The 25,182-nt window shown below is 73.7% G+C and carries 20 protein-coding genes; 7 read left to right on the forward strand and 13 right to left on the reverse strand.

Annotated features, from left to right (window positions below):
• Positions 1-87 precede the first annotated feature (87 nt).
• Positions 88-609, forward strand: coding sequence for a PPA1309 family protein (locus AC529_RS02580; protein ID WP_068753300.1), 522 nt, complete (start codon positions 88-90; stop codon positions 607-609).
• Positions 610-644: 35 nt separating this feature from the next.
• Here the strand turns inward: AC529_RS02580 and AC529_RS02585 are convergent, their stop codons facing one another.
• The 3 genes from AC529_RS02585 to AC529_RS02595 all read right to left on the reverse strand — a co-directional run bounded on the left by AC529_RS02585 (position 645) and on the right by AC529_RS02595 (position 3,314).
• Entirely contained in the window at positions 645-1,688 is a 1,044-nt protein-coding gene (locus AC529_RS02585) for a YlbL family protein (protein WP_068753301.1), read from the reverse strand.
• Between the two features lie 56 nt (positions 1,689-1,744).
• A complete protein-coding gene (locus AC529_RS02590; RefSeq protein ID WP_068753302.1) occupies positions 1,745-2,170 on the reverse strand; it encodes a molybdenum cofactor biosynthesis protein MoaE in 426 nt (141 codons plus the stop codon).
• A 73-nt stretch (positions 2,171-2,243) separates the two neighbouring features.
• A complete protein-coding gene (locus AC529_RS02595; protein WP_068754420.1) occupies positions 2,244-3,314 on the reverse strand; it encodes an NAD-dependent epimerase/dehydratase family protein in 1,071 nt (356 codons plus the stop codon).
• Positions 3,315-3,429: 115 nt separating this feature from the next.
• On the opposite strand from AC529_RS02595, the gene AC529_RS02600 reads away from it, so the two are divergent.
• From AC529_RS02600 to AC529_RS02610, 3 genes are all read left to right on the forward strand, one after another.
• A complete protein-coding gene (locus AC529_RS02600; RefSeq protein ID WP_083947879.1) occupies positions 3,430-4,830 on the forward strand; it encodes a zinc-dependent metalloprotease in 1,401 nt (466 codons plus the stop codon).
• Entirely contained in the window at positions 4,827-5,384 is a 558-nt protein-coding gene (locus AC529_RS02605; RefSeq protein ID WP_068753304.1) for an NUDIX hydrolase, read from the forward strand. Before AC529_RS02600 ends, AC529_RS02605 begins: the two co-directional genes overlap by 4 nt.
• A 110-nt stretch (positions 5,385-5,494) precedes the next feature.
• Positions 5,495-6,745, forward strand: coding sequence for a cryptochrome/photolyase family protein (locus AC529_RS02610; RefSeq protein WP_068753305.1), 1,251 nt, complete (start codon positions 5,495-5,497; stop codon positions 6,743-6,745).
• A gap of 103 nt (positions 6,746-6,848) precedes the next feature.
• Here the strand turns inward: AC529_RS02610 and AC529_RS02615 are convergent, their stop codons facing one another.
• The 5 genes from AC529_RS02615 to AC529_RS02635 form a co-directional block, all read right to left on the reverse strand.
• On the reverse strand, positions 6,849-7,505 hold the full coding sequence (locus tag AC529_RS02615) for a hypothetical protein (protein WP_232306534.1): 657 nt from the start codon (positions 7,503-7,505) through the stop codon (positions 6,849-6,851).
• The gene (locus AC529_RS02620) at positions 7,489-8,049 is read right to left on the reverse strand and encodes a M48 metallopeptidase family protein (protein ID WP_068754423.1); all 561 of its coding nucleotides are present in this window, start codon (positions 8,047-8,049) and stop codon (positions 7,489-7,491) included. Before AC529_RS02620 ends, AC529_RS02615 begins: the two co-directional genes overlap by 17 nt.
• 393 nt (positions 8,050-8,442) lie before the next feature.
• Positions 8,443-8,721: a WhiB family transcriptional regulator gene (locus AC529_RS02625; protein ID WP_068753307.1), complete on the reverse strand. Its 279-nt coding sequence runs from the start codon at positions 8,719-8,721 to the stop codon at positions 8,443-8,445.
• A 599-nt stretch (positions 8,722-9,320) separates the two neighbouring features.
• Positions 9,321-10,217, reverse strand: a complete 897-nt coding sequence (gene tesB / locus AC529_RS02630; RefSeq protein WP_068753308.1) for an acyl-CoA thioesterase II — start codon at positions 10,215-10,217, stop codon at positions 9,321-9,323.
• A complete protein-coding gene (locus tag AC529_RS02635; RefSeq protein ID WP_068754425.1) occupies positions 10,214-12,313 on the reverse strand; it encodes an ATP-dependent DNA helicase UvrD2 in 2,100 nt (699 codons plus the stop codon). The genes tesB and AC529_RS02635 overlap by 4 nt, the downstream gene beginning before the upstream one ends.
• 375 nt (positions 12,314-12,688) lie before the next feature.
• Here AC529_RS02635 and AC529_RS02640 point away from each other — a divergent pair, with 375 nt between their 5' ends.
• Together AC529_RS02640 and AC529_RS02645 are read left to right on the forward strand one after the other, a co-directional pair.
• Positions 12,689-12,949, forward strand: coding sequence for a mycoredoxin (locus tag AC529_RS02640; protein WP_068753309.1), 261 nt, complete (start codon positions 12,689-12,691; stop codon positions 12,947-12,949).
• A 64-nt stretch (positions 12,950-13,013) separates the two neighbouring features.
• Complete coding sequence (locus tag AC529_RS02645; protein WP_068753310.1) at positions 13,014-13,505, forward strand: ANTAR domain-containing protein; 492 nt, start codon at positions 13,014-13,016, stop codon at positions 13,503-13,505.
• Between the two features lie 33 nt (positions 13,506-13,538).
• On the opposite strand, the gene nudC is transcribed toward AC529_RS02645, so the two are convergent.
• The 5 genes from nudC to AC529_RS02670 form a co-directional block, all read right to left on the reverse strand.
• Entirely contained in the window at positions 13,539-14,486 is a 948-nt protein-coding gene (gene nudC / locus AC529_RS02650; RefSeq protein WP_068753311.1) for an NAD(+) diphosphatase, read from the reverse strand.
• Between the two features lie 12 nt (positions 14,487-14,498).
• Positions 14,499-15,881, reverse strand: a complete 1,383-nt coding sequence (locus tag AC529_RS02655; RefSeq protein ID WP_068753312.1) for a dipeptidase — start codon at positions 15,879-15,881, stop codon at positions 14,499-14,501.
• Between the two features lie 115 nt (positions 15,882-15,996).
• A complete protein-coding gene (locus AC529_RS02660) occupies positions 15,997-16,752 on the reverse strand; it encodes a VIT1/CCC1 transporter family protein (protein WP_068753313.1) in 756 nt (251 codons plus the stop codon).
• A 587-nt stretch (positions 16,753-17,339) separates the two neighbouring features.
• Positions 17,340-20,660, reverse strand: coding sequence for a UvrD-helicase domain-containing protein (locus AC529_RS02665; protein WP_068753314.1), 3,321 nt, complete (start codon positions 20,658-20,660; stop codon positions 17,340-17,342).
• 100 nt (positions 20,661-20,760) lie between these two features.
• On the reverse strand, positions 20,761-23,901 hold the full coding sequence (locus AC529_RS02670) for an ATP-dependent helicase (protein WP_068753315.1): 3,141 nt from the start codon (positions 23,899-23,901) through the stop codon (positions 20,761-20,763).
• Between the two features lie 567 nt (positions 23,902-24,468).
• On the opposite strand from AC529_RS02670, the gene AC529_RS02675 reads away from it, so the two are divergent.
• A complete protein-coding gene (locus AC529_RS02675; RefSeq protein WP_068753316.1) occupies positions 24,469-25,125 on the forward strand; it encodes a helix-turn-helix transcriptional regulator in 657 nt (218 codons plus the stop codon).
• Positions 25,126-25,182: the final 57 nt, after the last annotated feature.

Raw genomic sequence — 25,182 nt, forward strand, 5'->3', positions numbered from 1 at the left:
GTTCCCCCCGACCATACTTCGCACCGTACGCAGATGCGCGCCGATCGCCGCCCCACCACCCGTTCCGAAGGCAGGGAGACAGAGCAGGTGTCCTTCAACATTCGCGAAGCCGTGCTGGACCTGGAGCGCCACGCCTCCCAGCAGGGCTGGGACCAGCCGATACGGATGTACGCCCTGGTGCCCACCGCCGACCTGGTGCAGCGTGAGCCCCACCTGGCCGAGATGCTGGGGATCAGCGGGGACCCTGCCCCCGACGAGCTCACCCCGGTGGAGCAGGAGCCGCTGCCCGCCGACGTGCCGCTGGAGGAGACCCTGGGCAGGATCATGTGGCCCGAGGCGGTGGCGGGCTGCGCGCTGGTGATGGAGCGGCTGGTCGTCCGGGGGACGGACGAGACCCTGGACCCGCCTCGGGACGGCGACACCGCGGCCTGGGCCGAGCAGCAGCCGGGCTGCGAGGAGATCCGCATGGTGGCGGGGGTGCTCCGGGACGGCTCCCGGTACTCGGCGCTGCGGTTGCGCAACTACGACTCCGAGGACCAGGTCCTCAAGGGCGAGGATCTGATCCCCGGCCTGACGTCGGCCCTGGCCCTGACCTTCGAGGAGGACTGACCCGGGCCGGGCGGGGTCCCGGGGTTCCGCCCGGGCTAGCAGCGGGGGAGCGCGTCGGTGTCGCCCTCGCGGATCGCCTCCAGCGCCTCCACCGCCTCGTGGAGCGTCGCCACCCGGACCACCTCGATCCGGCCGGTGACCGCCGACTCGAAGGTCTGGTCGCAGCTCTCCTCGGCGACCAGGAAGTACTCGGCGCCCTCGCGTTCGGCGCTGACCATCTTCTGCGGGACCCCGCTGACCCCGCCCACGTTGCCCTCGGGGTCGATGGTCCCGGTCCCGGCGATCCTGTGGCCTCCGGTGAGGCCCTCGGGGTCGAGGCGGTCCATGATCCCCAGGGCGAACATCATGCCCGCGCTGGGGCCGCCGACCCGGCCGACGCTGATCTCCACCTCGAAGGGGAAGGTCATGTCGGTCTCGACGGTGACGCCGACGACGGGGTCCCCGTTCTCGGACCCGACGGTGGCGACCTCGACCTCCTGCTTCTCCCCGTCGCGCTCCACGAGGAACCGGACCGGGTCGCCCGGGGTGCGGTCCTTGACCGCCGCCACCACCTCGTCCTTGTCGGCGACGGGCTCGCCGTCGACCTCCACGACGACGTCGCCCGGGCTCAGCAGCCCGTGGGCGGGGTGGTCCTCGCTGACCGTGTGGATGACCGCGGCGGTCTCGTAGTCGATGCCCAGTTCGCCGAGCGCCGCGGCCACGGCCGCGTCCTGGGAGCGGTCCATCTGGGCGGCCTGGGTCTGGCTGACCTCCTCGGCGCTGGTGTCGGGCGGGAAGATCGCCTCCTCCGGCAGCACGGCCTGGCTCGGGGAGACCCACGCGCTCAACGCGGTGAACAGGTTCATCCGCGAGTCGGGGCCGCCCGCGTACTGGACGGTGACCATGGACAGCGCCCCGTCGTGCTCGTAGACGGGACGCCCCTCGACCTGGATGACCTCCTCGCCGTCCAGCTCACCGAGCGTGTTCAGGGCCAGGCCGGGAGAGGCCACCACATACGGGACGGGAACAGCCAACGCTGCAACCGTGAGCCCGACCAGCAGCACGGCGGCCACGATCAGAGTCATCGCGCGACGGACCATGGCCGCAAGCCTATGCGGCGCGGTTGCCCGCCGTGACACCGCGGGCGGCTGGGGTGTCAGCAGGCGCCCACCCATTCGCTGTCGCCCTCGGTGAACCTCTGGTGCTTCCAGATGGGCACCTCGGCCTTGATGTCGTCGATGAGCCGTCGGCAGGCGGCGAAGGCCTCCTCCCGGTGGGAGGCCGCCGCGGCGACCACGACCGCCACGTCGCCCACCACGAGGTCCCCGACGCGGTGCAGGGCCGCGACCCGGTGGACGGCCCGCGCCTCGGCCACGACCTTCTCCATGACCTCGCGCATCCGCTGCTCGGCGGTGGGGTGCGCGGAGTAGGACAGCGCGGTCACCCCGCGGCCGTGGTCGTGGTTGCGGACCGTGCCGACGAAGAAGGCGGTCCCACCGGCCCGGTCGTCGCCGACGGCCGAGACGACCTCGTCGATCGAGAGGGGGGTGTCGCGGATCTCCGCGAGTGCGATGGCTTCCACGCTCCCGACAGTACCAACCGCTCACGCGGCCTCCCCAGGCTGTGTGCGACCTGGCGGCCGGGAGGGGAAGGGCTCAGCCCTTGCGCCGTTTGCGCAGGTGGTGTGCTGCGACCGCGGTGCCGATCGCGGCGACCGCCGCTCCGGCCGCCCCCGCGGCGGTGATGGTGACCTCCTTGCGGCCGAGGTTGCGGCCGACCAGCGCGGGGGTGCCGGAGCGGTACTCCAGCAGCGCCCGCAGCACCGCGGCGTTGTCGTAGGCGGGGCGCCAGCCCGCCTCGCGCAGGGCCGCGCAGTCCACCACGCACGGGTAGACCAGGAACTTCAGCTCGCTGGCGGGGGCGGGGGTGATGCCGACCCGGTGCAGCCGCTGGGTGGTGCCGAAGGCCAGGTTCGCGGGGACCTCGAAGGAGCGCAACTGGGCGATCTCCTCGACCTGGTCGTGGTCGAGGTGGCCGTCGCAGCCGACGGCGAGCGCCCCGCCCTTGCCCTCGACGCCGGTGCGCACCACGAAGTCGAGGGCGCTGGCCAGGTCGTCGACGTGGCAGAACTGCCACCTGGGCGTGTGCCCCTTGACCGTGATCAGTCTGGGCGCCGAGAAGTGCCTGCTGAGCAGGGTGTCCATGCCCGGGCCGACCAGCGGGGCGGGGCGCAGCACGGTGACCGACAGCCCGGGGTGGGCCCGGCGGGCCAGGGCCGCCAGTTCCTCGATCTCGACGAAGTCGCCGACCAGGCCGGGCTCCACCGCGCTGTGGAACGGGAGCGTCTCGTCGAGGGGCACCTCGTGGTCGGGGGAGGCCCCGTAGACCATGGTGCTGGTGACGAGGAGGACCCGGGGGACGCGCTGTGCGGCCGCGGCGGTCAGCACGGTCTGGGCCGCGCGGATGTTGTGGGCGCGACGCTGCCTGGGCGGGGTCTCCAGGGAGCGGTCGTCGGCGGTGTGCACGAGCACGTCCACCCCGGCCAGCAGCGTGGCCAGGCGGGGGTCGCAGACGTCGGCGACGTGCCAGGAGACGCCCTCGGCGGTGCCCCGGCGCGAGTCGATGCCGACGATCCGGGCGATCCTTCTGGAACCCTCGTCGGTCCGCAGGCGTTCCACCAGTAGGCGGCCGACGCCGGAAGCCGCGCCCGTCACCGCGACGACCAGGCCTTCGGTTGATCGGCTGTGCTGTGGGCGAACCTGGCCAGCTTGAGTATTCACTCCGGGCGGCTCCCAGCTAACGTGACAGTGGAGACGTCCCTATCCTGCCTGAGGTCTGATCGTGAGTGACCTACCTTTCGGTTTCAGCATGTCGAACGACCCGGACGACAGTTCCGGCCGTGGCTCGGACAACTCCGGCTCGGGGGCCGGTCGAGGCGGCTCAGGCGGTGATTTTCCCAACATGCCGCCGGGCGGCTTCCCCTTCGGCGACCCCCAGCAGATCGCGCAGATGCTCCGCCAGTTCGCCGACATGGTGTCCGCGGCGCAGCCGGTGTCCGGGACCGGGCAGGGTGCCGGGGCGGGCGGGGTCAACTGGACCGCCGCCACGACGATCGCCCGGCACGTCGTCTCCCAGCACGATGACCCGAGTATCGGCCCGGTCCACTACGCGCAGGTCCAGGAGGCCCTGCGGCTGGCCGACCTGTGGCTGAACGAGGCCACCGCGCTGCCGTCGGGGCTGCACACGATGGAGGCGTGGAGCCGGGCCGAGTGGGTCGAGAAGACCATGCCGACGTGGGCGAAGCTGTGCGACCCGCTGACCGGCCGCGTCGTCGAGGCCATGGGCCGCAACGTGCCGCAGGAGATGGCGGCGATGGCCGGTCCGCTGATCGGGATGCTCCAGCAGATGGGCGGCGCGCTGGTCGGCCAGCAGGCGGGCCAGGCGATCGGGGAGCTGGCCCGCGAGGTGGTCGGCTCCACCGACGTGGGCCTCCCGCTGGCGGGCGAGGGCCGCGCGGCCCTGCTGCCCGAGGGCGTCAAGGAGTTCGGCGAGGGGCTGAACATCCCGCTGGACGAGGTGCGGCTGTACCTGGCGGCCCGCGAGGCCGCCCACCACCGGCTGTTCCGCCACGTCCCGTGGCTGCGCTCGCACCTGTTCGCCCTGGTCGAGGAGTACGCGGCGGGCATGTCCTTCGACGTGAGCGGGTTCGAGGAGCGGCTGGGGCACATCGACATCACCAACCCGGAGTCGTTGCAGGAGGCGCTGGCCGGGCTGGAGAACCAGGGCCTGTTCCAGACCGAGGAGACCCCGCGGCAGAAGGCGTCGCTGGCCCGTCTGGAGACGGCGCTGGCGCTGATCGAGGGCTGGGTGTCGACCGTGGTCGAGGCGGCGGTGTCGCAGCGGCTGCCGCAGTCGGCGGCGCTGGGCGAGGCGCTGCGCCGCCGCCGGGCCTCGGGCGGGCCGGCGGAGCACACCTTCGCCGCCCTGGTGGGCCTGGAGCTGCGGCCCCGGCGGCTGCGCGACGCCGCGGCGCTGTGGAACGCCCTCACCGAGGCGCGCGGCATCGACGGGCGGGACGCCGTCTGGGAGCACCCGGACCTGATGCCGTCGAGTGCGGACCTGGACTCCCCCGACGCCTTCGTCCGCGGCTCCGACTCCTCCGGCGACCTCGACCTCTCCCAGTTGACCGAGGACCCGCCCTCCGGGGAGGGGCGCGAGGAGGACGGCGAGGACGGCCGTTGAGCCTGCACGCCGACGCCCGCGCGGTGCTGTCCTCCTGGCGTGCGCCCGACGCCGCCCAGGAGGAGCTGCGCCGCTCCTACCTGGACCACCTCGACCGCTACCCGGACGCCATGTGGCGGTCCTGCCTGCCGGGGCACCTCACCGCGAGCGCGGCGGTCCTGGACGCCTCCGGCAGCCGCACGGTGCTGACCCTGCACCGCAAGATCGGCCTGTGGTTGCAGTTGGGCGGGCACTGCGAGCCCGGCGACTCCTCGCTGGCCGCGGCGGCGCTGCGCGAGGCCACCGAGGAGTCAGGGATCGCGGGCCTGCAACTGCTGCCGGTCCCGGTCCGGCTGGACCGGCACGCGGTACCGTGCGGCGGCGGCTCCTGGCACCTGGACGTGCAGTACGCGGCGATCGCCCCGGAGGGGGCCGAACCCGTCGTGGATCCTGCCGAGTCCGCCGGGCTCGGCTGGTTCGACGTGGCCGCGCTGCCCGAGCCCTCCGACGACGCCTGCCGTGCCCTGGTGGCCGCGGCGGCCCGGGCGGTCCGCGCCGCCGCGGGGGTGGGCTGAGCCGCGGCGGCCCCGCGGGGCGGTTGTCCACAGCCTGTGCACACGTGTGGTGCGGACGGTGACGCCTCCTGTTCACTGAGTGGCGCAACCGCTTCTCTCCGGGAGGTCCCGTGTCCACGACCGTCGTCCTGTTCACCCGCGACCTGCGCCTGTCCGACCACCCCGCGCTGTACGCCGCTGCCGCCGAGGCCGACCGGGTGGTGCCGCTGTTCGTGCTCGACCCGGCCCTGCTGCGCGTCTCGGCCCGCAACCGGATCGCCTACCTGGCCGACGCGCTGGCCGATCTGCGCGGCCTGCTCCGCGAACGCGGCGGCGACCTGGTGGTCCGGTGGGGCGACACGGCGGCGGAGACCGCCCGCCTGGTCGTCGAGACCGCCGCGACGGCGGTGCACGTCAGCGCGGACGTGAGCGCCCTGGCGGCGCGGCGGGCCCGGCGGCTGGCCGAGGCCGTGGGCGCCGCGGGGGCGCGGCTGCGCGCCTTCCCGGGGGTGACCGTGGTGCCGCCGGGAGCGCTGCGCCCCGTGCGCGGCGACCACTACCGGGTCTTCACCCCCTACCTGCGCGCCTGGGAGTCGGCGCAGTGGCGTGCGCCGCTGCCCGCGCCGGAGCGGGTGGTGCTGCCCGGCTCCCTGGACCCCGGGCGGCTGCCGGAGCCCGACCTCACCCGCCACGGGATCGGAACGCTGTCGCCGCAGCGGGCGCGGGGCGGGGTCGGCGCGGCTCGCGCGCAGATGCGCGCCTGGCTCTCGGGGACGGCCCCCGACCGCGGGGAGGGCTCGCGCCTGGGCTGCCACCTGCGGTTCGGCTGCATCTCACCGTTGGAAGTGGCGCTGCTGGCGCGGGACCACCCCGACGGCGCGGCGCTCCTGCGCGGGCTGGCCCTGCGGGACTTCCACCACCAGGTGGCCTGGGCCTCCCCCGGGCTGCACCGCGCCGACCGCCGGCCGGGGCGGATCCGCTGGCGGGAGGACGAGGCGGGGTTCGCCGCCTGGTGCTCCGGCACGACGGGCGTGCCGATCGTGGACGCGGGCATGCGCCAACTGCTGCGGGAGGGGTACCTGCCGGGGCGGGTCCGCTCGATCGCCGCCGCCTACCTGACCCGGGTGCTGCGGGTGCACTGGAAGCGCGGCGCCGACCACTTCCACTCGCTGCTGGTCGACGGCGACGTCGCCGCCAACTACGGCAACTGGCGGCAGGTCGCGGGGATCGGCGGTGTCCCGCGGCCCGACCTCCGGTTCGACCCGCTGCGCCAGGCCCGCCGCTGGGATCCCGACGGCTCCTACGTGCGCCGCCACCTCCCGGAGCTGCGCGGTGTGCCCGGCGCGCAGGTCCACGATCCGACGCTGCTGCCGCAGCCGTGAGGCGGCCCGGGCGGGCGCGGTTCCCGCTTCGGACGGCGTGGTCCGTCCCGGCTCTGGTAGGAGGCGCCGTGGGAGGATCGGCGGCGCGGGTGGGGCGCGCCGGTCAGCGTCCGTCCGCGGCGAGCAGCGCCCGGGTGGCCTCCCACCCCTCCAGACCGGGGTCGAGGGCGGCCAGGTCTCCGGGACCGCGGACGCGGTGCCACCCCGGCACGGCGGCCAGGGAGCGGCCGGTGGGGCGGGCGGCGGCCAGGGCCTGGACGGCGTCGGGGCGGTCCAGGGTGGCGACGGGGAGCCATCCGGGCGGGGGAAGCCGCACGGCCAGCGCGGTGAGGCCGCCGCCGTGCGCGGGGCTGAGCGCCGCCTCGGCTGAGCCCAGCGCCCGGAAGAGCTTGCCCACCAGCAGCGGGGGCAGGTCGGGGGCGTCCCCGGCGAGGAACACCGCATGGTCGACCCCGTGGTCGGCGAGCACCGCGCAGGCGTCGGGGAGGGGTGCGGCGGCCCGTACCGGGAACACGGGGGTGCCCGGCCAGGTGAACTCGGCGACGCGCTCGGCGAACTCCGCGTCTGCGCAGCAGGCCAGCGCGGTGTCGCTCAGACACAGCCCGGCGGCCGTCTCGTAGACGTCCTCGGCCATGGCCAGCCGGAACTCCACGGGGTCGATCCCCGGCGGGCACGCCGGCGACGGTTCGGCGGTCACGACCACCACGGCCGCGCGTTTCACGCCGCGCCCCGCAGCGGCGGGCTCAGCTCTCCTGGTCATCGATCTCTTCGGTGTCCGTCCCCCGAACGCGCTGTCCGGCGGCCAGGCGCGGCGCGTCGCTGACGCCTTCCAGGTAGCCGCGGGCCCGCTCGCTGCGGGGGTAGCGGTTCACGAGTTCCCAGAACTCCGGCCCGTGGCCGGGGACGACGAGGTGGGCGAGTTCGTGGATGAGCACGTAGTCGAGCACCCAGCCCGGCATTCCCGAGAGCCGACGCGAGATCCGGATCGACCCGTCGTCGGGGGTGCACGACCCCCAGCGGGTGTTCTGGTTGTCCACCCACCGCACGCTGGAGGGGCGCATCCGCCCGCCCAGGTAGCGTTCGGCGAGCTCCAGCGCCCGGGTGTACAGCGCCGTGTCGCTGGGGTGGCGGCGCTTCTCCCTGCTGCGCAGCCGTTGCAGCATGAGTTCCACCCACCGCTGCTCCTCCGCCCGGGAGAGGCCCGCCGGGACCAGCACGACGGTCTTGTCCCCGTCGCGGTAGGCCGAGACGGTCCGCCGTCGACGGGAGCTCCGGCGCACCTCGATTCGCGGTTCTGGTGGCACGGTTTTCACGGTAGCCCAGAACCGCACGGTGTCCACAGGGCCGGGGCGCGGGGCCGCCGCGGCCCCCTTTCGCGCTGCCGCGTCCGCAGGCCCGCCCCGCGGCCTCGAGAAACGACGGGGTGGGGCGGTCCGGGAAGCGCCCCACCCCGTCTCACCGACAGGCGACGTCAATACAAGCGTGTCACCGGTGTCTTTATGGCTGTCCTCGCCAGACGGCGCCGCTCCCGCAGCAGGGCGCGCAGGTGCCGGGCTCCGATGCGGTGGCGCTGGCGCTGCTTTCCGGTGTCGAGGGTCCTCTGCTGTTCCTGGCCTGCTCTGTACAGTGGCATTGCGGTTCTCTCTCGTGATCGGGTCGTGTGTCGTCGCGGATTCGGGAGCGCCGGGGACCGAAGGCTACGCGGCGATCGGCTCGGCGTTCTTGCGGGGACGGCCGCGCGGACGCTTACGGGCGACCACCTGACCGCCCACCAGCAACTGGCCTCCCCACACACCCCAGGGCTCGCGGCGCTCCAGCGCGTCGGCGAGGCACTGCTTCTGGACCGGGCAGCCCGTGCACAGCGCCTTGGCGGCCTCGACGTCGGCCGGGGACTCGGCGAAGAAGAGGTCGGGCTGGGAGCGGCAGGGGATCTCGACTCCCTCCAGCCACGGGGTTTCAAGGACCGACGCAGGCATCGGCGTCCTCCCTGTTTTTCCTTTGGTGATCAACGCGGTAGGCGACAACGGGCACCGGATCCTTGCGGTCCGGTTTCAGGGCCTTGACCTGCGTGAACCCCGAAACTCCGCCCCGTGGCAGGAGAGGGGGAGTCGGGGACACCAAAAAGGCCGCGGCCCCGTGTGGGGACCCGCGGCCACTGGGAGGACTACCCGGCCTGGGCTGTTAGACCGGATGTCTCAGTGGACACTTCCCCACTGCGTTCCGACGACGCGGGGCTTCTGAAAATTGCTGCGTATCCCGGTGGTGTCCGACGCGACGCTCTTCGAGGAGTTCTGCCAGTTCACCGGTGACCGTGAGCCTGCCAGACGCATACGACAAGTTCGCGTCCCCACCGATGCCCATGGCGGTGCCCCAGGCAACTGCGGACGTATCGGGACCGCTGATCAGCGTTGCCATTTGATCGGAGCACCTCCTTTGCCGTGTGAAGTCGACAGGATCTTCTCCCGCGACGGGCGCGAACTTGATGCCGTCAAGCCTAGAACGGGCCGACAAAAAACAGCAACCTATTTTTGACCTGGGAAAGTGTCCTCATCCGGCTGTCGGCCGCAGCCCTGTTTCACTCGTCGTCCACAATTCTGATGAGCCCTTCCTGGACGACCGAGCAGACCAGTTCCCCGGAGCGGGTGTAGACCAGTCCGCGGGCCAGCCCGCGCGCTCCGAAGGCCACCGGGGTCTCCTGCGCGTACAGCAGCCACTCGTCGGTGCGGAACGGGCGGTGGAACCACATGGCGTGGTCCAGGCTGGCCATGGAGATCCCGGAGAAGGTGCGGCCGTGCGCCAGCAGGACGGTGTCGAGCAGGGTCATGTCCGACGCGTAGGTCATCAGGCAGACCTGGAGCAGCGGGTCGTCGGGCACCTTGCCGTTGACCTTGAGCCAGACCGGGTTCTCGGTGCGGATCAGGCTGCGGTCGCGCTGCACCTCGTAGGAGAGCGGTCCGACGGGGCGCCGCTCGAAGGGGTGCCAGTCGGCCGAGCGGGGCACCCTGCCGAGCGCCTGGACCAGCCGTTCCCGCATGGTGGGCAGTTCCTCGGGCGGTGGGACCTGCGGCATCGGGACCTGGTGCGACAGCCCCGGTTCGGACCGGTGGAAGGAGGCCGACAGGGTGAAGATCGCCTTGCCGTGCTGGATCGCGGTGACCCGGCGGGTGGTGAAGGACCGCCCGTCCCGGACCCGGTCGACCTGGTAGATCACCGGGACCGAGGGGTCCCCGGGACGGATGAAGTAGGCGTGCAGGGAGTGGACGAACCGGCCCTCGGTGACGGTGCGCCCCGCGGCGACCAGTGCCTGACCGGCGACCTGGCCGCCGAAGATCCGCTGCGGCCCCTCGGCCGGGCTGCGGCCCCGGAAGATGTTGACCTCGATCTTCTCCAGGTCGAGGATGTCCAGCAGCTCCTGGAGGTCCTGGCCCGACTCGACGGGGGGTGCGGACTCCCGCTCTCTCGGCTCGCTCACGGCCTCTCCTCTCCGTCTCCGCTGACGGCCTGCTCGGGCGTGCCGCCCGCGCAGAGCGTCAGGATCGCCTCACCGTAGCGTTCCAGCTTCGCCGCCCCCACCCCGGAGATCTGCGCCAACTGCGCGGCGCTGGACGGCTCCTGTTCGGCGATGGCTTGCAGGGTGGCGTCGGTGAAGACCACGTAGGCGGGGACCTTCTGCGCGGCGGAGACCTCGCGCCGCCACTGCCGCAGCCGTTCCAGCAGCTCCTCGTCGTAGCTGGACGGGCAGTCCAGGCAGCGCCCCAGTTTGCGCTCGGCCGCCTCCAGCAGGGTCGCGCCGCACACGCGGCACTGCACCACGCGGGCCGCCTTCCTGCGCCGCTCGCCGCGCCGGACGTCCGGGGCCGACGACGCGGGCCGCAGTCCGTCCAGGAACCGCGAGGGCTTGCGGGTGCGGCGGCCGCCCGGGGAGCGGGCCAGCGCCCACGACAGGTGCAGGTGCTCGCGCGCCCGGGTGACGCCGACGTAGAAGAGCCGGCGCTCCTCCTCGATCTGCTCGGGGCTGTCGGCGTAGATGATCGGCAGCATGCCCTCGGTGAGCCCCACCAGGAACACCGCGTCCCACTCCAGGCCCTTGGCCGCGTGCAGCGAGGCGAGGGTCACCCCCTCGAACCCGGGGGCGTGCTCGGTGGCCGCGCGGGCCTGGAGTTCGGCGACGAAGTCCGCGAGCCGCGCCCCGGGCTGCTGGGCGGCGACGTCCTCGGCGAGCTGGGCGAGCGCGGCCAGGGACTCCCACTTCTCGCGTGCCTGGCGGCCCTCGGGCGGGGAGTCGGTGAGGCCCAGCGGCTCCAGCAGGTGCCGGACGGTGGCGACCATGGGCGCGTCGTCGTCGCCCTGGGCGGCGCCGCGCAGGGTGTGCAGGGCGGTGCGGATCTCGGGGCGCTCGAAGAACTGGGCGGCGCCGCGCACCGTGTAGGGCACCCCGGCGTCGCCGAGCGCCTGCTCGTAGGCGGCCGACTGGGAGTTGGTGCGGAACAGCACCGCGATCTCGCGGGCGGGCACCCCCGAGTCGATGAGCGCGGTGATCTTCTTGGCCACGGAGGTGGCCTCGGCCGGCTCGTCGTCGTACTCGGTGTAGCTGGGCTCGGGGCCGTCGGGCCGCTGGGCGACGAGCTCGATGCGGTGCTCGGGCGGGGCGGCTCCGGCCCCGCCCGCCCGGAGCACGGTGTTGGCGACCCGCACCACCTGGGGCGTGGACCGGTAGTCGCGGACCAGCCGGACGAAGGTGGCGTGCGGGTAGGTCTCCAGGAAGCCGGTGAGGTAGCTGGGGGTGGCCCCGGCGAAGGTGTAGATGGTCTGGTTGGGGTCGCCGACCACGCAGATGTCGTCGCGGTCTCCCAGCCAGGCGTCCAGCAGCAGCTTCTGCAACGGGTTGACGTCCTGGTACTCGTCGACCACGAAGTAGCGGTACTGGGCGCGGATCTGCTCGGCGATCCGCGGGTGCTCGTGGATCATCGCCGCGGTGAGCTCCAGCACCGACTCGAAGTCGATCAGGTGCTGTTGGCTGCGCAGCTCCTCGTACGCCTCGTAGACGCGGGCGACGTCGCGGGGCGGCATCGGCGGGGTGCGTCCGGCCTTGGCGACGGCGGTCTCGTAGTCGGCGGGCCGGTTCTGGGTGACCTTCGCCCACTCGATCTCGCCGGCGAGGTCGCGCAGTTCGGTGCGGTCGAACCGGAAGCCGCAGGCGTAGGCGGCCGAGGAGACCGTCTTGACCTTGCTGTCGATGAGGGTGGGCCGCGGGCCGCCGACCGCGTCGGCCCAGAAGTAGGAGAGCTGGCGCAGCGCGGCGGCGTGGAAGGTGCGGGCCTGCACGCGGGGCGCGCCCAGCGCCCGCAGCCGCCCCCGCATCTCCCCGGCGGCCCGCGTGGTGAAGGTCACCGCCAGGACCTGCTGCTCGGGGACGACCCCGGTGGCCACGGCGTAGGCGATGCGGTGGGTGATGGCGCGGGTCTTGCCGGTCCCGGCCCCGGCCAGGATGCACACCGGGCCGCGCACCGAGCGGGCCGCCTCCAGTTGCTCGGGGTCCAGGCCGTGCAGCAGCTCCTCGGGGGACAGCCCGCTCGCCCGCCCGACCGCCGTGGCTCCCGGACGCGGTGCCCCCGTCCCGTCTGGCCCCATGAACCTCTCCCATCCGTCCGGTCGGACTGGAACGCGCCGCCCGCCGGTCCGCCGTCCTGTGCTCCCCCGTGCGCCGCTGCGCCCGGCTGCTCCCGGTCTCTCCAGTATCCCCGTGATCCACCGTGGACCGGTGTCACTCTGGCGGCCTGTGGACACAGCGGTCCGACCGGAATTCGCCGGAACCTCACCGCCCCGGGCCGCATCAGACAGGGCGTGCGAACCGCTCGGGGAAGCGGAACGTGGTGATTCGCGTTGGGGTTAATCGACGTCCTACGACGGAGTCAGGCAACAGCAAAGGAGAGCCGGAACGTCATGGCGACCCCCACTACCGCACAGATCACCATGTACACGACCCCCTGGTGCGGCTTCTGCAAGAGACTGAAGAGCCAGCTCGCGCGAGAGGGCATCCCCGTGGTGGAGGTCGACATCGAGCGCACCCCCGAGGCGGCGGAGTTCGTGATGCAGGTCAACGGCGGCAACCAGACCGTCCCCACGCTGCTCTTCGCCGACGGCACGGCACTGACCAACCCGTCGCTGGCCGAGGTCAAGCAGAAACTCGCAGCCCAGTCGTGAGTGAGGTGCCGCCGTCCGGCAGCGGACGGCGGCACCCCGCAGCAGAGGTACGGGGAGGCAAGGCGTGGTAGCAGACACAACAGCTCGCCGCGGGCGTGACCGCGAGACCGGCCACCGCAACGTCGTGATCCGCCGGGAGCCGACGGGCTGGCGGGTCGACGGTGCCGAGGAGGAGCTTCCCGACCTGCTCAACGCCATGGTCCTCGCCGACCTGCTGGCCGGTGGCGCGGTCCCCGCTCCCGCCGCCCCGCCCCGGGCGGCCGACGGCCTGTCCGAGACGGAGCGGCTGCGGGTGACGGTGGTGCAGTTGGAGCACGCGCTGCGCACCCGGGTGGTGGTCGAGCAGGCCATCGGGGTGCTCGCGGAACGGCACCGGATCGCCCCGCGCACCGCCTTCGAGCGGCTGCGCCGCGCCGCCCGCTGCCGCGGGGAGAAGGTCGCCGTGCTGGCCCAGAGCGTGGTCGAGAGCGCCCGCAACCCGCTCGTCGCCCTCCCCGAGGAGCTGGCCCGGGAGGGGTCCGCGGTCCAGGTCCGGCGGACCCGGCGCGCGGGCTAGGGCGGGCCCCGGCCGCGGAGCGCCGCAGCCCGGTCAGGAGCCGCCCGGGCGGTCCGCCCACTCGCCCTCGGGAAGCTGCCCGCCGTACCAGCGCTCGATGAGCTTGTGGGCGATCGAGACCGGGCCGGGCAGCAGGACCTCGCCGCGGTCGATCGCGGCGCGCAGCCCGTCCCTGGTGAACCAGCGGATGTCGGAGATCTCCTCGTGGTCGGTGCGGGGCGCGCTGCCCACGGCCCGCGCGAAGTAGCCGACCATCAGGCTGCGCGGGAACGGCCACGGCTGCGATCCCACGTAGACCGGGTCGGTGACCGCGACCCCGACCTCCTCGGCGACCTCCCGGGCCACGGCCCGCTCCAAGGACTCGCCGGGCTCCACGAAGCCCGCGAGCACCGAGTAGCGGCCGACGGGCCAGGCCGGGTTGCGGGCGAGCAGGCACTCCTCGACGCCGTCGCGTTCCCGGTGGACCAGCATGATCACGGCCGGGTCGATGCGGGGGAAGTGCTCTGCGCCGTCGTTGTCGCAGACCCGCACGTGCCCGGCGGCCTCGATCCGGGTGGGCGATCCGCACCTGCCGCAGAACCGGTGTTCCGCGTGCCAGTGGGCCAGCGCCACGGCGTGCGTGGCCAGTCCCGCGTCGCGTCCGCCCAGCAGCGCGCCGACGTGGCGCAGCGAGACCAGCCGGGTTCCGGGCGCGGGCTGCGGCTCTGCTCCCGGCTTGGCGCGCACCGCGAAGTAGGCGGTGCCGTCGGTGTCCTCGCCCAGCAGGTAGCGCTCCCCCTCGGGGGCCTGCCCGGGGCTGCACAGCACCAGTTCGGGCCGGGGTGCGGCGGTGGTGACGGGGAAGCGGGCGTGCTGCTGCAACACGAGGACCCGGGTGCGGTCGTCGGCCCAGGCGTCGGCCAGCCACCGCTCGTCCCTGCGGCGGCTGCCCGCGCTGTCCAGCGTCGCCCGCGCCAGCGCGGGGATGAGGTGTTCGTCCATGTCTCTTCCGGATCAGCCGCGCAGTGCGGTGGCGTAGGAGTCCCACAGGTAGGCGACGGTCTCGGCGCCCTTGAGCAGCAGCGGGATCTCCACCTTCTCGTTGGGTGCGTGGATGCGGTCGGAGTTGAGGCCCACCGCGACGAACACCAGGGGGGCGCCCAGGATGTCGGCGAGGTCGGCCTCGGGGCCGCTGCCGCCCTCCCGGGTGTAGTGGACCTCGGTGCCGAACGCCCGGCCCATGGCCTCGCGGGCGGCGCGCACCGCGGCCGAGTCCAGGTCGGAGGCGCACGGGCGCACCCCGGGGCCGTGGAAGCGGACCTCGGCGCGCACGCCCGGGGGCAGGTGGTCGTGCACGTAGCGGCGGACCCGCTCCTGGATGAGCGCCGGCTCCTGGTCGGGGACGAGGCGAAAGCTGAGCTTGGCGTGGGCCGAGCGCGGCACGATCGTCTTGCCGCCCTCCCCGGTGTAGCCGCTCCACATGCCGTTGATCTCGGCGGTGGGCCGCAGCCAGACCCGCTCCAGGATGCTGTACCCGGCCTCGCCGACCGCCGCGTCGCTGGCGGCGTTCGCCAGCCAGGCGGCCTCGTCGAAGGGGAGCGCGGCGATGCTGGCGCGTTCGGCCGGGGAGGCCTCGACGACCTCGTCGTAGAAGCCGGGGATCGCGACCCGGCCGTCGGCGTCGTGCAGTCCCGCCAGCAGCGCGGCCAGGGCGCGCGCCGGGTTGGGGGCGGCCCCGCCGAAGGAGCCGCTGTGCAGGTCGGTGCGGGGTCCGTAGACGTCGATCTGGCAGTCGGTGAGCCCGCGCATGCCCACGCACATCGACGGGGTGTCCGCGCCCCACATGGTGGTGTCGGAGATCACCACGACGTCGCAGGCCAGCCGGTCGCGGTGGCGGGTGAGCAGGTCCGCGAAGTGCGGCGAGCCGGACTCCTCCTCGCCCTCCACCAGGAGCTTGATCGTGACCGGCGGGGCGTCGGCGCCGGAGACGGCCAGGTTGGCGCGCAGGCCCAGGGTGTGGAAGAGGATCTGCCCCTTGTCGTCGGAGGCGCCGCGGCCGATCAACTGGTCGCCGCGGACCGTGGGCGTGAACGGGTCGGTGTCCCACGCGTCGAGGGGGTCGACCGGCTGCACGTCGTGGTGTCCGTAGACGACGACGGCGGGCGCGTCGGGGTCGGCGGCGGGCCACTCGGCGAAGACCGCGGGCAGCCCGGGGGTCTCCCAGATCTCGACCGTGGGGAAGCCGGTCTTCCTGAGGTGCTCGGCCAGCCACTCGGCGGAGCGGCGCACGTCGCCGTGGCGGGCGGGGTCGGCGGAGATCGACGGGATCGCGAGCCACTGGCTGAGCGTGGCGACGAACTCGTCCCGGTGCGCCTGGATGTGGGCACGCACGTCCATCCGTCTGTGTCTCCCTCCGGGGGCGGTGTCCTCGCGGGTACGAGCCTACGACCGGCCGGGACGTGCCTGCGCCCCGCGCCCCGGCATGCGGGGTGCGGGGCGGTCGCGGGACGGGTCAGACGATGCCGGAGGCGCCGACCAGGGATCCGATGAGGTAGGTGGCGGCCAGGGCCAGCGCGCCGCCCACGGTCACCCGCACCGCGGCGCGCACCTGCGAGCCGCCGCCGATGCCCGCGGCCACGGCGCCGGTGGCGGCCAGGCCCAGCAGGGTCGCGCCGAACGCCACCGGGACGCGCAGGTCGGGTGCCGGCAGCAGGATCGCGAGCAGCGGCAGCAGCGCGCCGACCGCGAACGCCAGGAACGACGCGACCGCGGCGTGCCAGGGACTGGTGACCTCGTCGGGGTCGATGTTGTGGCGTTCGCGCATCTGGGCTTCCAGGGCGTCGCGGGCGAAGAGCTCCTCGGCGGCGCGCCGGGCGGTGGCCGCCGAGATGCCGCGCTCCTCGTAGCTGCGGGCCAGGGCCCGCAGCTCGCCCTCGGGGTCGGCGGCGAGCGCACGGCGCTCCTGCTCGATGAGGTGGCGTTCGCTGTCCCGCTGGCTGCTGACGGAGACGTACTCGCCGAGCGCCATGGACACGGCGCCGCCGATCGCCGCGGCGAGTCCGGCCATGAGGATCGGCCCCGGGGCGGTGGTGGCTCCGGCGACGCCGACGACGACGGCCGCGGTGGACACGATGCCGTCGTTGGCGCCGAGGACTCCGGCGCGCAGCGCGTTGAGCCGCTGCGCGAGCCCGCCGGTGCGGGCCGCACGTTCGTCGCCGGTCCGCACGGCGGTGTCCGGACGTTCCTGGAGCTGCGCGGTCCCCTTCATGCCTGCGTCGTGCTTCCTTTCTCCCCCGAGCGCGGAGGAAGCGCCACCGAAACACCCCCGGTCGACCCGCGGAGCCGGAACCGAGAAATCAACCGGGACACAATCAAAAATAACACGGAAAAGAAAAAGACAAAACCCCGGAATACAACTCCCCTTTTTAAGGGAAGCCTTTGTTCACTGTTTTCAGGATAGGCGAACCAAAGTTAGGGAAGGCTGGGCGAAGCTCTTTTGCGCGCGGCGGGCGCCCCGCCGCCTCCTCCCGCCCCGCTGCCCCGGCCCCCAAGGAACAGCAGGCAGAGGGAACGCCGGTCGGCGCCGGGCGCCCCCTTGGACGCGACGCCCTCGGGAAGTGAGCCCCCCTGCGCCACCGCCCCGGTTTTTCTCCTGTGTTTTCGGCATTACCCGGAGAAGTCGCCGGTACACATTTCGTCCGGCCGTCGCGCGTTCCCGCCGCGCCCGTTTCAGGCAAGCCTAGCCTCACCAAGGCGAGGCTTGCCCGAAGAACCGTCCCGCCGTCCGGCGGCGCATTTTTCGATTTCCGCGGCGGACGCCGGCGGGCCAAGGGCGGGAGGGCGCCCGCCCCGGTGTCAGTCCTGCGGGGCGTCCTCCCCGGAGGGCTGCGCGCCGGGTTCGGGCACCGCGTCGACGAGCGCGGCCAGGCCGTCGGCGTCCAGCAGGTCGGCGGGGCGGACCGTCCGGTCGTGGCGGACGTAGTGGAAGGCGGCGCGGACCCGATCCAGGGGCACCCCGACGATCCGGGACCAGGCCACCCGGTAGGCGGCCAACTGCACGGCCACCGCGCGGTACTCCCGGGGCGTGGCCGGCGGCTGCCCGGTCTTCCAGTCCACCACGTCGTAGACGTCGTCATCGGGGTCGTGGAAGACCGCGTCCATCCGGCCCCGCACCAGCCGGTCCCCGATGATGGTCTCGAAGGAGACCTCCACGTCCAGCGGGATGCGGTCGGCCCACGCGCTCTGCTCGAACCGGCGTTGCAGCTCCTCCAGGTCGGCGTCGCCGACGGCGGTGTCGTCGGCGGCCCCCGGCAGTTCGTCGGGGTCGACCAGGCTCTGCTGGCCGAAGCGCCGCTCCAGCCAGGCGTGGAAGGCCGTCCCCCGACGGCTGTGCGGGGCGGGCGGACGCGGCAGCGGACGGCGGATCTGGCGGGCCAGCGCCGCGGGGTCGCGGGCCAGCGACACCAGCGCGGACACGGTCAGGTGGGCGGGCAGCTCCACCTCGGCGGCCTGCCCCCCGGACCGCTCGGCGGCGCGGTGGCGCAGCAGCAGCTCCACGTCGCGCGCCCAGTCGCGGGTCCGGCGGCGGGCCGCGGGCCGCAGCACGGCGCGGTCCAGCAGGTTCACCTCCCGCTCCCAGGCGCCGCCGCGGTACCGCGCGACCAGTTCGGCGGCCCGCTCCGCGGCGGCCCGGCGGTCGCCCCCGTCCGAGGGCCAGACCACGGGCTCGTCCTCGACCAGTTCGGGGTTGGCCTCGCCGTCGTCGGGCGGATCGGCCCACCGCGCGACCCGCCCCGCCCCGGCCTCGCACACCTCGCGGACCTCTTCCAGGAACACCGAGGGGCCGCGCCGCTGCCTGGCCTCCCGGCCCCACCAGTGCCCGGTGCACACCAGCGCGAACGCGGCGCGGGTCACCGCCACGTAGGCGAGGCGGCGCTGCTCCATCAGCTCGCGCTCCCGCTCGGCCGCGGTGAAGCGCTTGAGGTCCTCGGCCGTCACGTCCGGCAGGTCGGGCAGGCCCGCCCGGTCGCCGCGCAGCGGGAACGGCAGCTCCGCGGCCTTCCCGGTCCAGCTCTTCACGCTCTTGGGGACCCCCGGGAACTGCCCCTGGCTGAGCCCCGGCACGACCACCATCGGCCACTGCAACCCCTTGGCGGCGTGCACCGTCATGAGCTTGACGGTGTCGCTGGAGCCGACCCGCTCGCCGGGGGCCAGGCCGTGCTCGGTGTCCTCGGCGGAGTCCAGGTAGGCGAGGAAGGCGTGCAGGGTGGGCGTGTCGGTGGAGCCGGAGAAGCGCACCGCAGCGTCCACGAACGCGTCCAGGTCGGCGCGGGCCGCGGCCTGGTCCCGGCCGGGGCGGGCCCCCACCTCGATGTCGAGCCCGAGCACCCGCTCCACCTCGGTGATCAGGTCGGGCAGCGGCTGGGCGACCTGGGCGCGCAGCGCCCGCAGCTCCTCCGCGAGGGCGCACAGCCGCCGGTAGCCGGTCGGCGAGTAGCGTTCGGCGGGCCCGAGGTCGTCGAGCGCGTCGACGAGGCTGCCGGTCTCGGCGGTCAGGTCCAGCACGGTCTGGCGCAGCGGGTCGGCCTCCTCCGCGGTCTCCTCGGCGGCCTGGCCGCGCAGGTCGCGGCGGGCCTCCTTGGCGAGTTCCACGGCCCGCCGGTTGAGCGCCACCAGGTCGCGCGGGCCCAGCCGCCAGCGGGGTCCGGTGAGCAGCCGGGCCAGCTCGTGCCCGGCGGCGGGGTCGTGCAGCACCCGCAGGGTGGCGACGATGTCGCGCACCTCGGGCACTTCGATGAGCCCGCCCAGGCCGACCACCTCGACGGGGATGCCGCGCTCCTCCAGGGCGTGGCGGATCACCGGGAACTGGGCGCGCTTGCGGCACAGCACGGCGATGTCGCCGTAGCCGAGCGGGCCGCGGCTCTCCTGCTCCGGCCAGGGCAGGCCGTCGGGGGCGGTGTGCCGCTCCGCCGACTCCCGCAGCGCCAGGTCGATCTGCTCGGCGATCCAGGCGGCCTCCTCGGTCTCGGTGCGCAGCAGCGCGCAGACGACCTGTCCGCGGCCGACCCGCGCCGGGCCCGGGTACAGCACGGGGACGTCGGCGGCCTCGGCGCGCAGCGGTTCGGCGACGCGCTTGGCGACCTCCAGCACCCGCTCCCCGTTGCGGAAGCTGGTGGAGAGCTGGCGGACCTCGGCGGGCTTTCCGGGCCGCTCCGGGAAGTGCGTGGGGAAGCTCACCAGGTTGCCCGCGCTGGCGCCGCGCCAGCCGTAGATGGACTGGCAGGGGTCGCCCACCGCGGTGACCGGGTGGCCGTCGCCGAACAGCGACTGCAACAGCACCAGTTGCGCGTGGCTGGTGTCCTGGTACTCGTCGAGCAGCACCACCCGGTAGCGGCCGCGCTCGATCAGGCCGACGTCGGGGTGGCGTTGGGCGATGCGGGCGGCCAGCGCGATCTGGTCGTTGTAGTCCATCGCCTCGCGGTCCGCCTTGAGCTGCGCGAACGCCTCCAGCAGCGGCAGGAGCTGCTCGCGGTGGCGCTGGACGGCGAGCAGGTCGCGGACGGGCGCGGGGATCTTCTTCAGGCCCGCGGCGCGCGAGCGCAGCCAGGCGCCGAACTCGCGCACGTCGTCGGGGGTGCGCAGGTGTTCGGCGAGCTCTCCGGCGAGGGCGAGGACGTCGCGCACCACGGTGGAGGGCGCGGAGGTGACCGCGTCCATCGGCCCGGCGTAGGTGCTGACCACGCGGTGGGCGAACTGCCAGGCCACGGCCGGGGAGACGAGGCGGGTGTTCGGCTCGACCGCCTCGCGCAGCGCGTGGTCGCCGACCAGGCGGATGGCGTAGGAGTGGTAGGTGGCGACGGTGGGCTCGCCGTCGAGCACCTCGTCGGGCACCGCGCCTGCGCCGCGCAACTGGTCGAGCCGCTTGCGGACACGCTCGGCGAGCTCGGCGGCGGCCTTGCGGGTGAAGGTGAGGCCGAGCACGTTCTCGGGGCGCACGTACCCGTTGGCGACCAGCCACACCACCCGGGCGGCCATGGTCTCGCTCTTGCCGGAGCCGGCCCCGGCCACCACCAGTCCGGGGCGCAGTGGCGCGGCGATGACGGCGGCCTGCTCCGGGGTGGGTTCGGGCAACCCGAGCAGCCGCGCGAGCTGCGCGGGTCCGTAGACGTCGGTCATGGGGGTCCTGCCCTGTCGCTGTGCTGACCCGGGCATTCTCGCAGACCTTCCCCTGGCCGGCGCCGGTCGCCGGTCCCGTGTCCGGGGCGGTCCGGGCGCGTCACTCCACGCGGTCCCCCTCGCTCTGGACCGGGCAACTGGAGCGGACCGAGCAGTGGCGGCACGACGCCCCGGCCCTCGCCCGGAACCGCGCCCCCGCCATACCGGCGGCGACCTCGCGGACCAGCCGCTCCGACCAGCCCGGGTCCGGGTCGTCGGTGAGCGCGGGCTGCGCCTGCTCCTTGGCCGTCCGGCGCTTGTCGCCGATCTGCAACAGGGCCGCGCCGCCCGGCTCGGCCAGGCCGTAGTGCTCGAACGCCGACATCAGCACCGCCAACTGGTAGACGCCGAGCTGGGGGTGGCGGCCGATCTCCCGGTCCGGCACCGGCGTGCCGGTCTTGATGTCGACCACGACCCCGCGCCCCTCGCCGTCGCGCTCCAGGCGGTCCACCCGGCCCACGATCTCGATGCCGTCGATCTCGACCCGGAACCCCTCCTCGGTGGCGACCAGCTCCCGGGGGTTCTCCTTCTGCCAGTCCAGGAACCGCTGGAGCATCTCCTCGGCCTTCTGGCGCTGCTTCTCCGCGTACCAGGGGCCGCCGAAGTCCAGGTCGGACCAGACCTGGTCCATGCGCCGCTGGATCTCCGGGAGGTCGGCCCCCTCGGCGGCCAGCACGGTCAGGGCGTGCACGATGCTGCCCAGCCCGGAGGAGGTGTGCGGCCGCTGCGCGCCCGCCGCCGTCTCCAGCATCCAGCGCAGCTCGCAGGAGCCGAACGTCTCCACCTGGGACGGGGAGACGCGGATCTGCTCGCCGTCGAGCACCAGCGGGGAGTCGTCGGACAGTTCGGTGAGGGCGTACCACTCCGCGGGGTCGGCGCCCCGGACCCCCTCGTCGGCCAGCCGGGCCAGGTGGGCGGCTGCCGCGCGGCGCACCGGCGCCTCGCTGTGCGGGTCGAGCAGGGCCGAGCGCAGGTCGGCGACCAGCGCGGGCAGCGACAGCCAGCGCCGCCCCGCCGTGAGCCGCTCGGGTTCGCCGAGCCCCAGCTCGGCGAGGAAGCGGGAGGGCCGCTCCTCGATGTCCTCGCCGCCGACCGCCGTCACCACCAGTTCCCTGCGGGCCCGGGTGAGCGCGACGTAGAACAGTCGGCGCTCCTCGTCCAGCAGCTTGGACACCACCGCGGCCGGGGAGGTCTCGGCGAACCCGGAGACCGTGTCGAGCAGTTGCTCGACGCCCAGCAGGGAGCCGCGCAGCCGCAGGTCCGGCCAGTCGCCCTCCTGCACCCCGGCCACCACGACCAGGTCCCACTCCAGCCCCTTGGAGCGGTGCGCGGTGAGGATGCGCACCGCCTCGCCGTAGGGGGCGTGCTCGGCGAGCGTGTCGCCGGGGATCTCCTGGGCCTCCAGGTCCTCCAGGAAGCCCTCCGGGGTGCCGGGCGGCAGCCGGTCGCAGTAGCGCGCGGCGTTCTCGAACAGCGCCACCACCGAGTCCAGTTCGCGGTCGGCGGCCGCGCCGCGCCGTCCGCCCGCCTGGCTGGCCCGCAGCAGCCGGTCGGCCAGCCCGGACTGGTGCCACACCCGCCACAGGACCTCCTCGGCGGAGGCGCCCTCGGCCGCGCTCTCGCGGACCAGGCGCAGCAGGGCCGCGACGCGGTCGGCGGGCGCCCGCACCTCCGGGTCGACCAGCACCAGGTCGCGGGGGTCGCGCAGGATCTCGACGAGCAGGGCCGCGGCGGGGCGGTTGCCCCCGGCGTCCAGTTCCAGTCGCCGCAGCGCCCGGCCGAGCCTGCGCAGCCGGACGCCGTCGGCCTCCCCGAACGCACTGGTCAGCAGGTCGCGGGCGGCCTGCTCGTCGAGGCTGTCGGGGTGCAGCGCGCAGCGCAGGAGCAGCAGCATGGACCGCACCAGCGGTTCGGCGGCCAGCGGCAGTTCGTCGCCGCTGACGACGACCGGGACGTCCGCGGCGACCAGGGCGCGGCGCAGCACCGGGATCTGCCGGGTGGCCGAGCGCACCAGCACCGCCATGCGCGACCACGGCACGCCGTCGATGAGGTGGGCGCGGCGCAGCAGGTCGGCGATGGCGGCGGCCTCCTGGGCGGGGCTCTCGGCGAGCAGCACCCTGGCCCGGCCCGGTTCGGTGCCGTCGGCGGCGGCGAGGCGGCGGTGGGCGTTGACCCCCTCGCCTCCAGGGCTGGGCGCGGCGGGCAGCCGCTGGGCGAGGTTGCGCGAGACCCGCAGCAGTTCGCTCCCGCTGCGGCGGCAGGTGCGCAGCGCCACCACGGGAGCGGGGTCGCCGGCGGTGGTGCGGAACCGGTCGGGGAAGTCCAGGATGTTGCGTACGTCGGCGCCGCGGAAGCCGTAGATGGACTGGTCGGGGTCGCCCACCGCGACCAGGTCCCGCCCGTCCCCGGCCAGGGCGCGCAGCAGCTCCTCCTGGGCGGGGTCGGTGTCCTGGTACTCGTCGACGAACACGATCTGGCGCGCGGCGCGCTCCCGCGCCTGCACCTCGGGGTCGGTGAGCAGGTTGGCGGCGATGCGCACCAGTTCGGCGTAGTTGAAGGTGGGTACCGGAGCGACGTCGAACCGGCCGGTGTAGCGCTCCAGGAAGCCCCCGGCCGCCACCCAGTCCGGCCGCTGGTGGCGGCGGCCGAGTTCGCGGAGGTGGTCGGCGCCCAGCCCGCGCTCCTGGGCGCGCATCACGAAGTCGCGCAGCTCCTCGGCGAACCCGCGGGTGTGCAGCATGGGGCGGAGCTGTTCGGGCCACCCGGCGGCGCCGTCCTCGATCTCGCCCCGCAGGAGCTCCCGGACCTCCATCAACTGCTCGGGACCGGACAGCAGGCGGGGCGGACGGTCGCCCGCGAGCTGGAACTCGCGGCGGATCAGGGCGTAGGCGTAGCTGTGGAAGGTCAGGGCGAGCGGTTCGCGGATGGTGCGCCGCAGCCGGGCGGTGATGCGCTCCCGCAGCTCCTGGGCCGCCTTGCGGCTGAAGGTGAGGACGAGCACGTGCGAGGGGTCCACGCCCCGGTTGTCGATGCGGTCGACGACCGCCTCGACGATCGTGGTGGTCTTCCCGGTCCCCGGACCGGCGAGCACGAGCAGCGGACCGCCCCGGTGGGCGACCACCCGGCGCTGGCCGTCGTCGAGGTCCGGGGCGGGTGCGGCGCGCTGGGCCCGGCGTACGAGGCGGTACGGGGGGGTGTTCACTCGATCTAGTTCATCAGACGTCGGTGACATCCGGGAGACCAGGCCAATTTGTCGGACCGCTGCCGCGGGGGTCCGCCGCCGAAGCTCGTCGCGCTCGCGGGGACACGGTGCGGCGGGATCGGGCGGAGGCTCTCGGCTGCGCGACACCCGGCGGTGCGCGCCCGCGCCGCGGGTGTCCGCACGCGGTCGCGCCGTGGACCCGTCAGGGGGTCTGGACCGGGGCAGCGCTGTGCTCCGGGCGCACAGCGGGTCGCGGGCACGGCGGGGTCATCGGGAGTCAGCGGCGCGGAAGCCGCTCTCCTGTCGGGGCTCCGCTGTCGCGTCCGCGAATTCACCCGGGACCATCATTGGTTTCATCCGACCTCTACTCCGGAAACAGCCGTGGAACACTGCTGACAACTGATCATCTTCAAGAGCTAGACAAATCCATCAAATTATGACAAAAACTTGTGAGTCGACCTCAGCAGCACGCCCGTTCACCCGCCGCCCCGTTTTCTCGGGAGCGCTCCCAAAGGGAGTCCCACAGCGAGGTGCCCACTCTCTTCCCCCTGGAGAACACCACCCCCGATGAAGGTTTCACTGTTCATCAAAAGTGAAGCACTACGCTACGGGATTCACAAAATGCTCGAGCAGCTTCCGGTCGTCAACCGCGTGGAAGAACACCACGGCCGGAGGAAGTTCTTCGAGATCATCGCTGACCGCTCATACGACCTGGTCATCGCGTGCGACAGGGCACGACCCCCCGGCCCCTTCATCCTCCAGGACCCTGACAACCGCCCCTACCTGCTCCACCTGCTCAACGGGACGGAAGCCGCCGAACAGCGAGAATTCCCGGTGGCCGACGGTTTCCTGCTCCAGGAGGAGCTGACCGTGCAGCGTCTCGAAACAGCTCTGCGGCAGGCTCTCTCCAAAGAGGCCTCCATGCCGTCCCGCCTCGCCCATATTCTGATCACCCAGGCCAACAAAGCCTGGTCGGCGGGGCGGAAAACCTCATCCCGGCTGACCGAGCGCGAAATGCAGACCCTGGGCCTCCTCGCGGAAGGACTGACCAACCGACAGATCGCGGCCAGGCTGAAGATCTCCGAGAATGGCGCCAAGCGCCTGGTGAGCAGTGTGATGTCGAAACTCGGCTCCACAAATCGCGCCTCAGCGGTGGCCAACGCGATCAAAGAAGGGCTGATCGACGTCCTTCCCACCGGGACCGGTCTTCCCCTGCGCGCGTAGCTCCGGGGCCGGTCCGGGGGAGGCTCCGGAAGGATTCGTGGGCGGACGCGAAACGCC

Source organism: Thermobifida cellulosilytica TB100, from assembly GCF_001517975.1.
Classification (GTDB): Bacteria; Actinomycetota; Actinomycetes; order Streptosporangiales; family Streptosporangiaceae; genus Thermobifida; species Thermobifida cellulosilytica.

Excerpts from the sequence above, each read along its gene's own strand:
- AC529_RS02625 (WP_068753307.1), bottom strand. The coding sequence starts at position 8,721 with ATGCCTGCGTCGGTCCTTGAAACCCCGTGGCTGGAGGGAGTCGAGATC.
- AC529_RS02675 (WP_068753316.1), top strand. The coding sequence starts at position 24,469 with ATGAAGGTTTCACTGTTCATCAAAAGTGAAGCACTACGCTACGGGATT.
- AC529_RS02665 (WP_068753314.1), bottom strand. The coding sequence starts at position 20,660 with ATGACCGACGTCTACGGACCCGCGCAGCTCGCGCGGCTGCTCGGGTTG.
- AC529_RS02640 (WP_068753309.1), top strand. The coding sequence starts at position 12,689 with ATGGCGACCCCCACTACCGCACAGATCACCATGTACACGACCCCCTGG.
- nudC (WP_068753311.1), bottom strand. The coding sequence starts at position 14,486 with ATGGACGAACACCTCATCCCCGCGCTGGCGCGGGCGACGCTGGACAGC.
- AC529_RS02615 (WP_232306534.1), bottom strand. The coding sequence starts at position 7,505 with ATGACCAGGAGAGCTGAGCCCGCCGCTGCGGGGCGCGGCGTGAAACGC.
- AC529_RS02660 (WP_068753313.1), bottom strand. The coding sequence starts at position 16,752 with ATGAAGGGGACCGCGCAGCTCCAGGAACGTCCGGACACCGCCGTGCGG.
- AC529_RS02655 (WP_068753312.1), bottom strand. The coding sequence starts at position 15,881 with ATGGACGTGCGTGCCCACATCCAGGCGCACCGGGACGAGTTCGTCGCC.
- AC529_RS02585 (WP_068753301.1), bottom strand. The coding sequence starts at position 1,688 with ATGGTCCGTCGCGCGATGACTCTGATCGTGGCCGCCGTGCTGCTGGTC.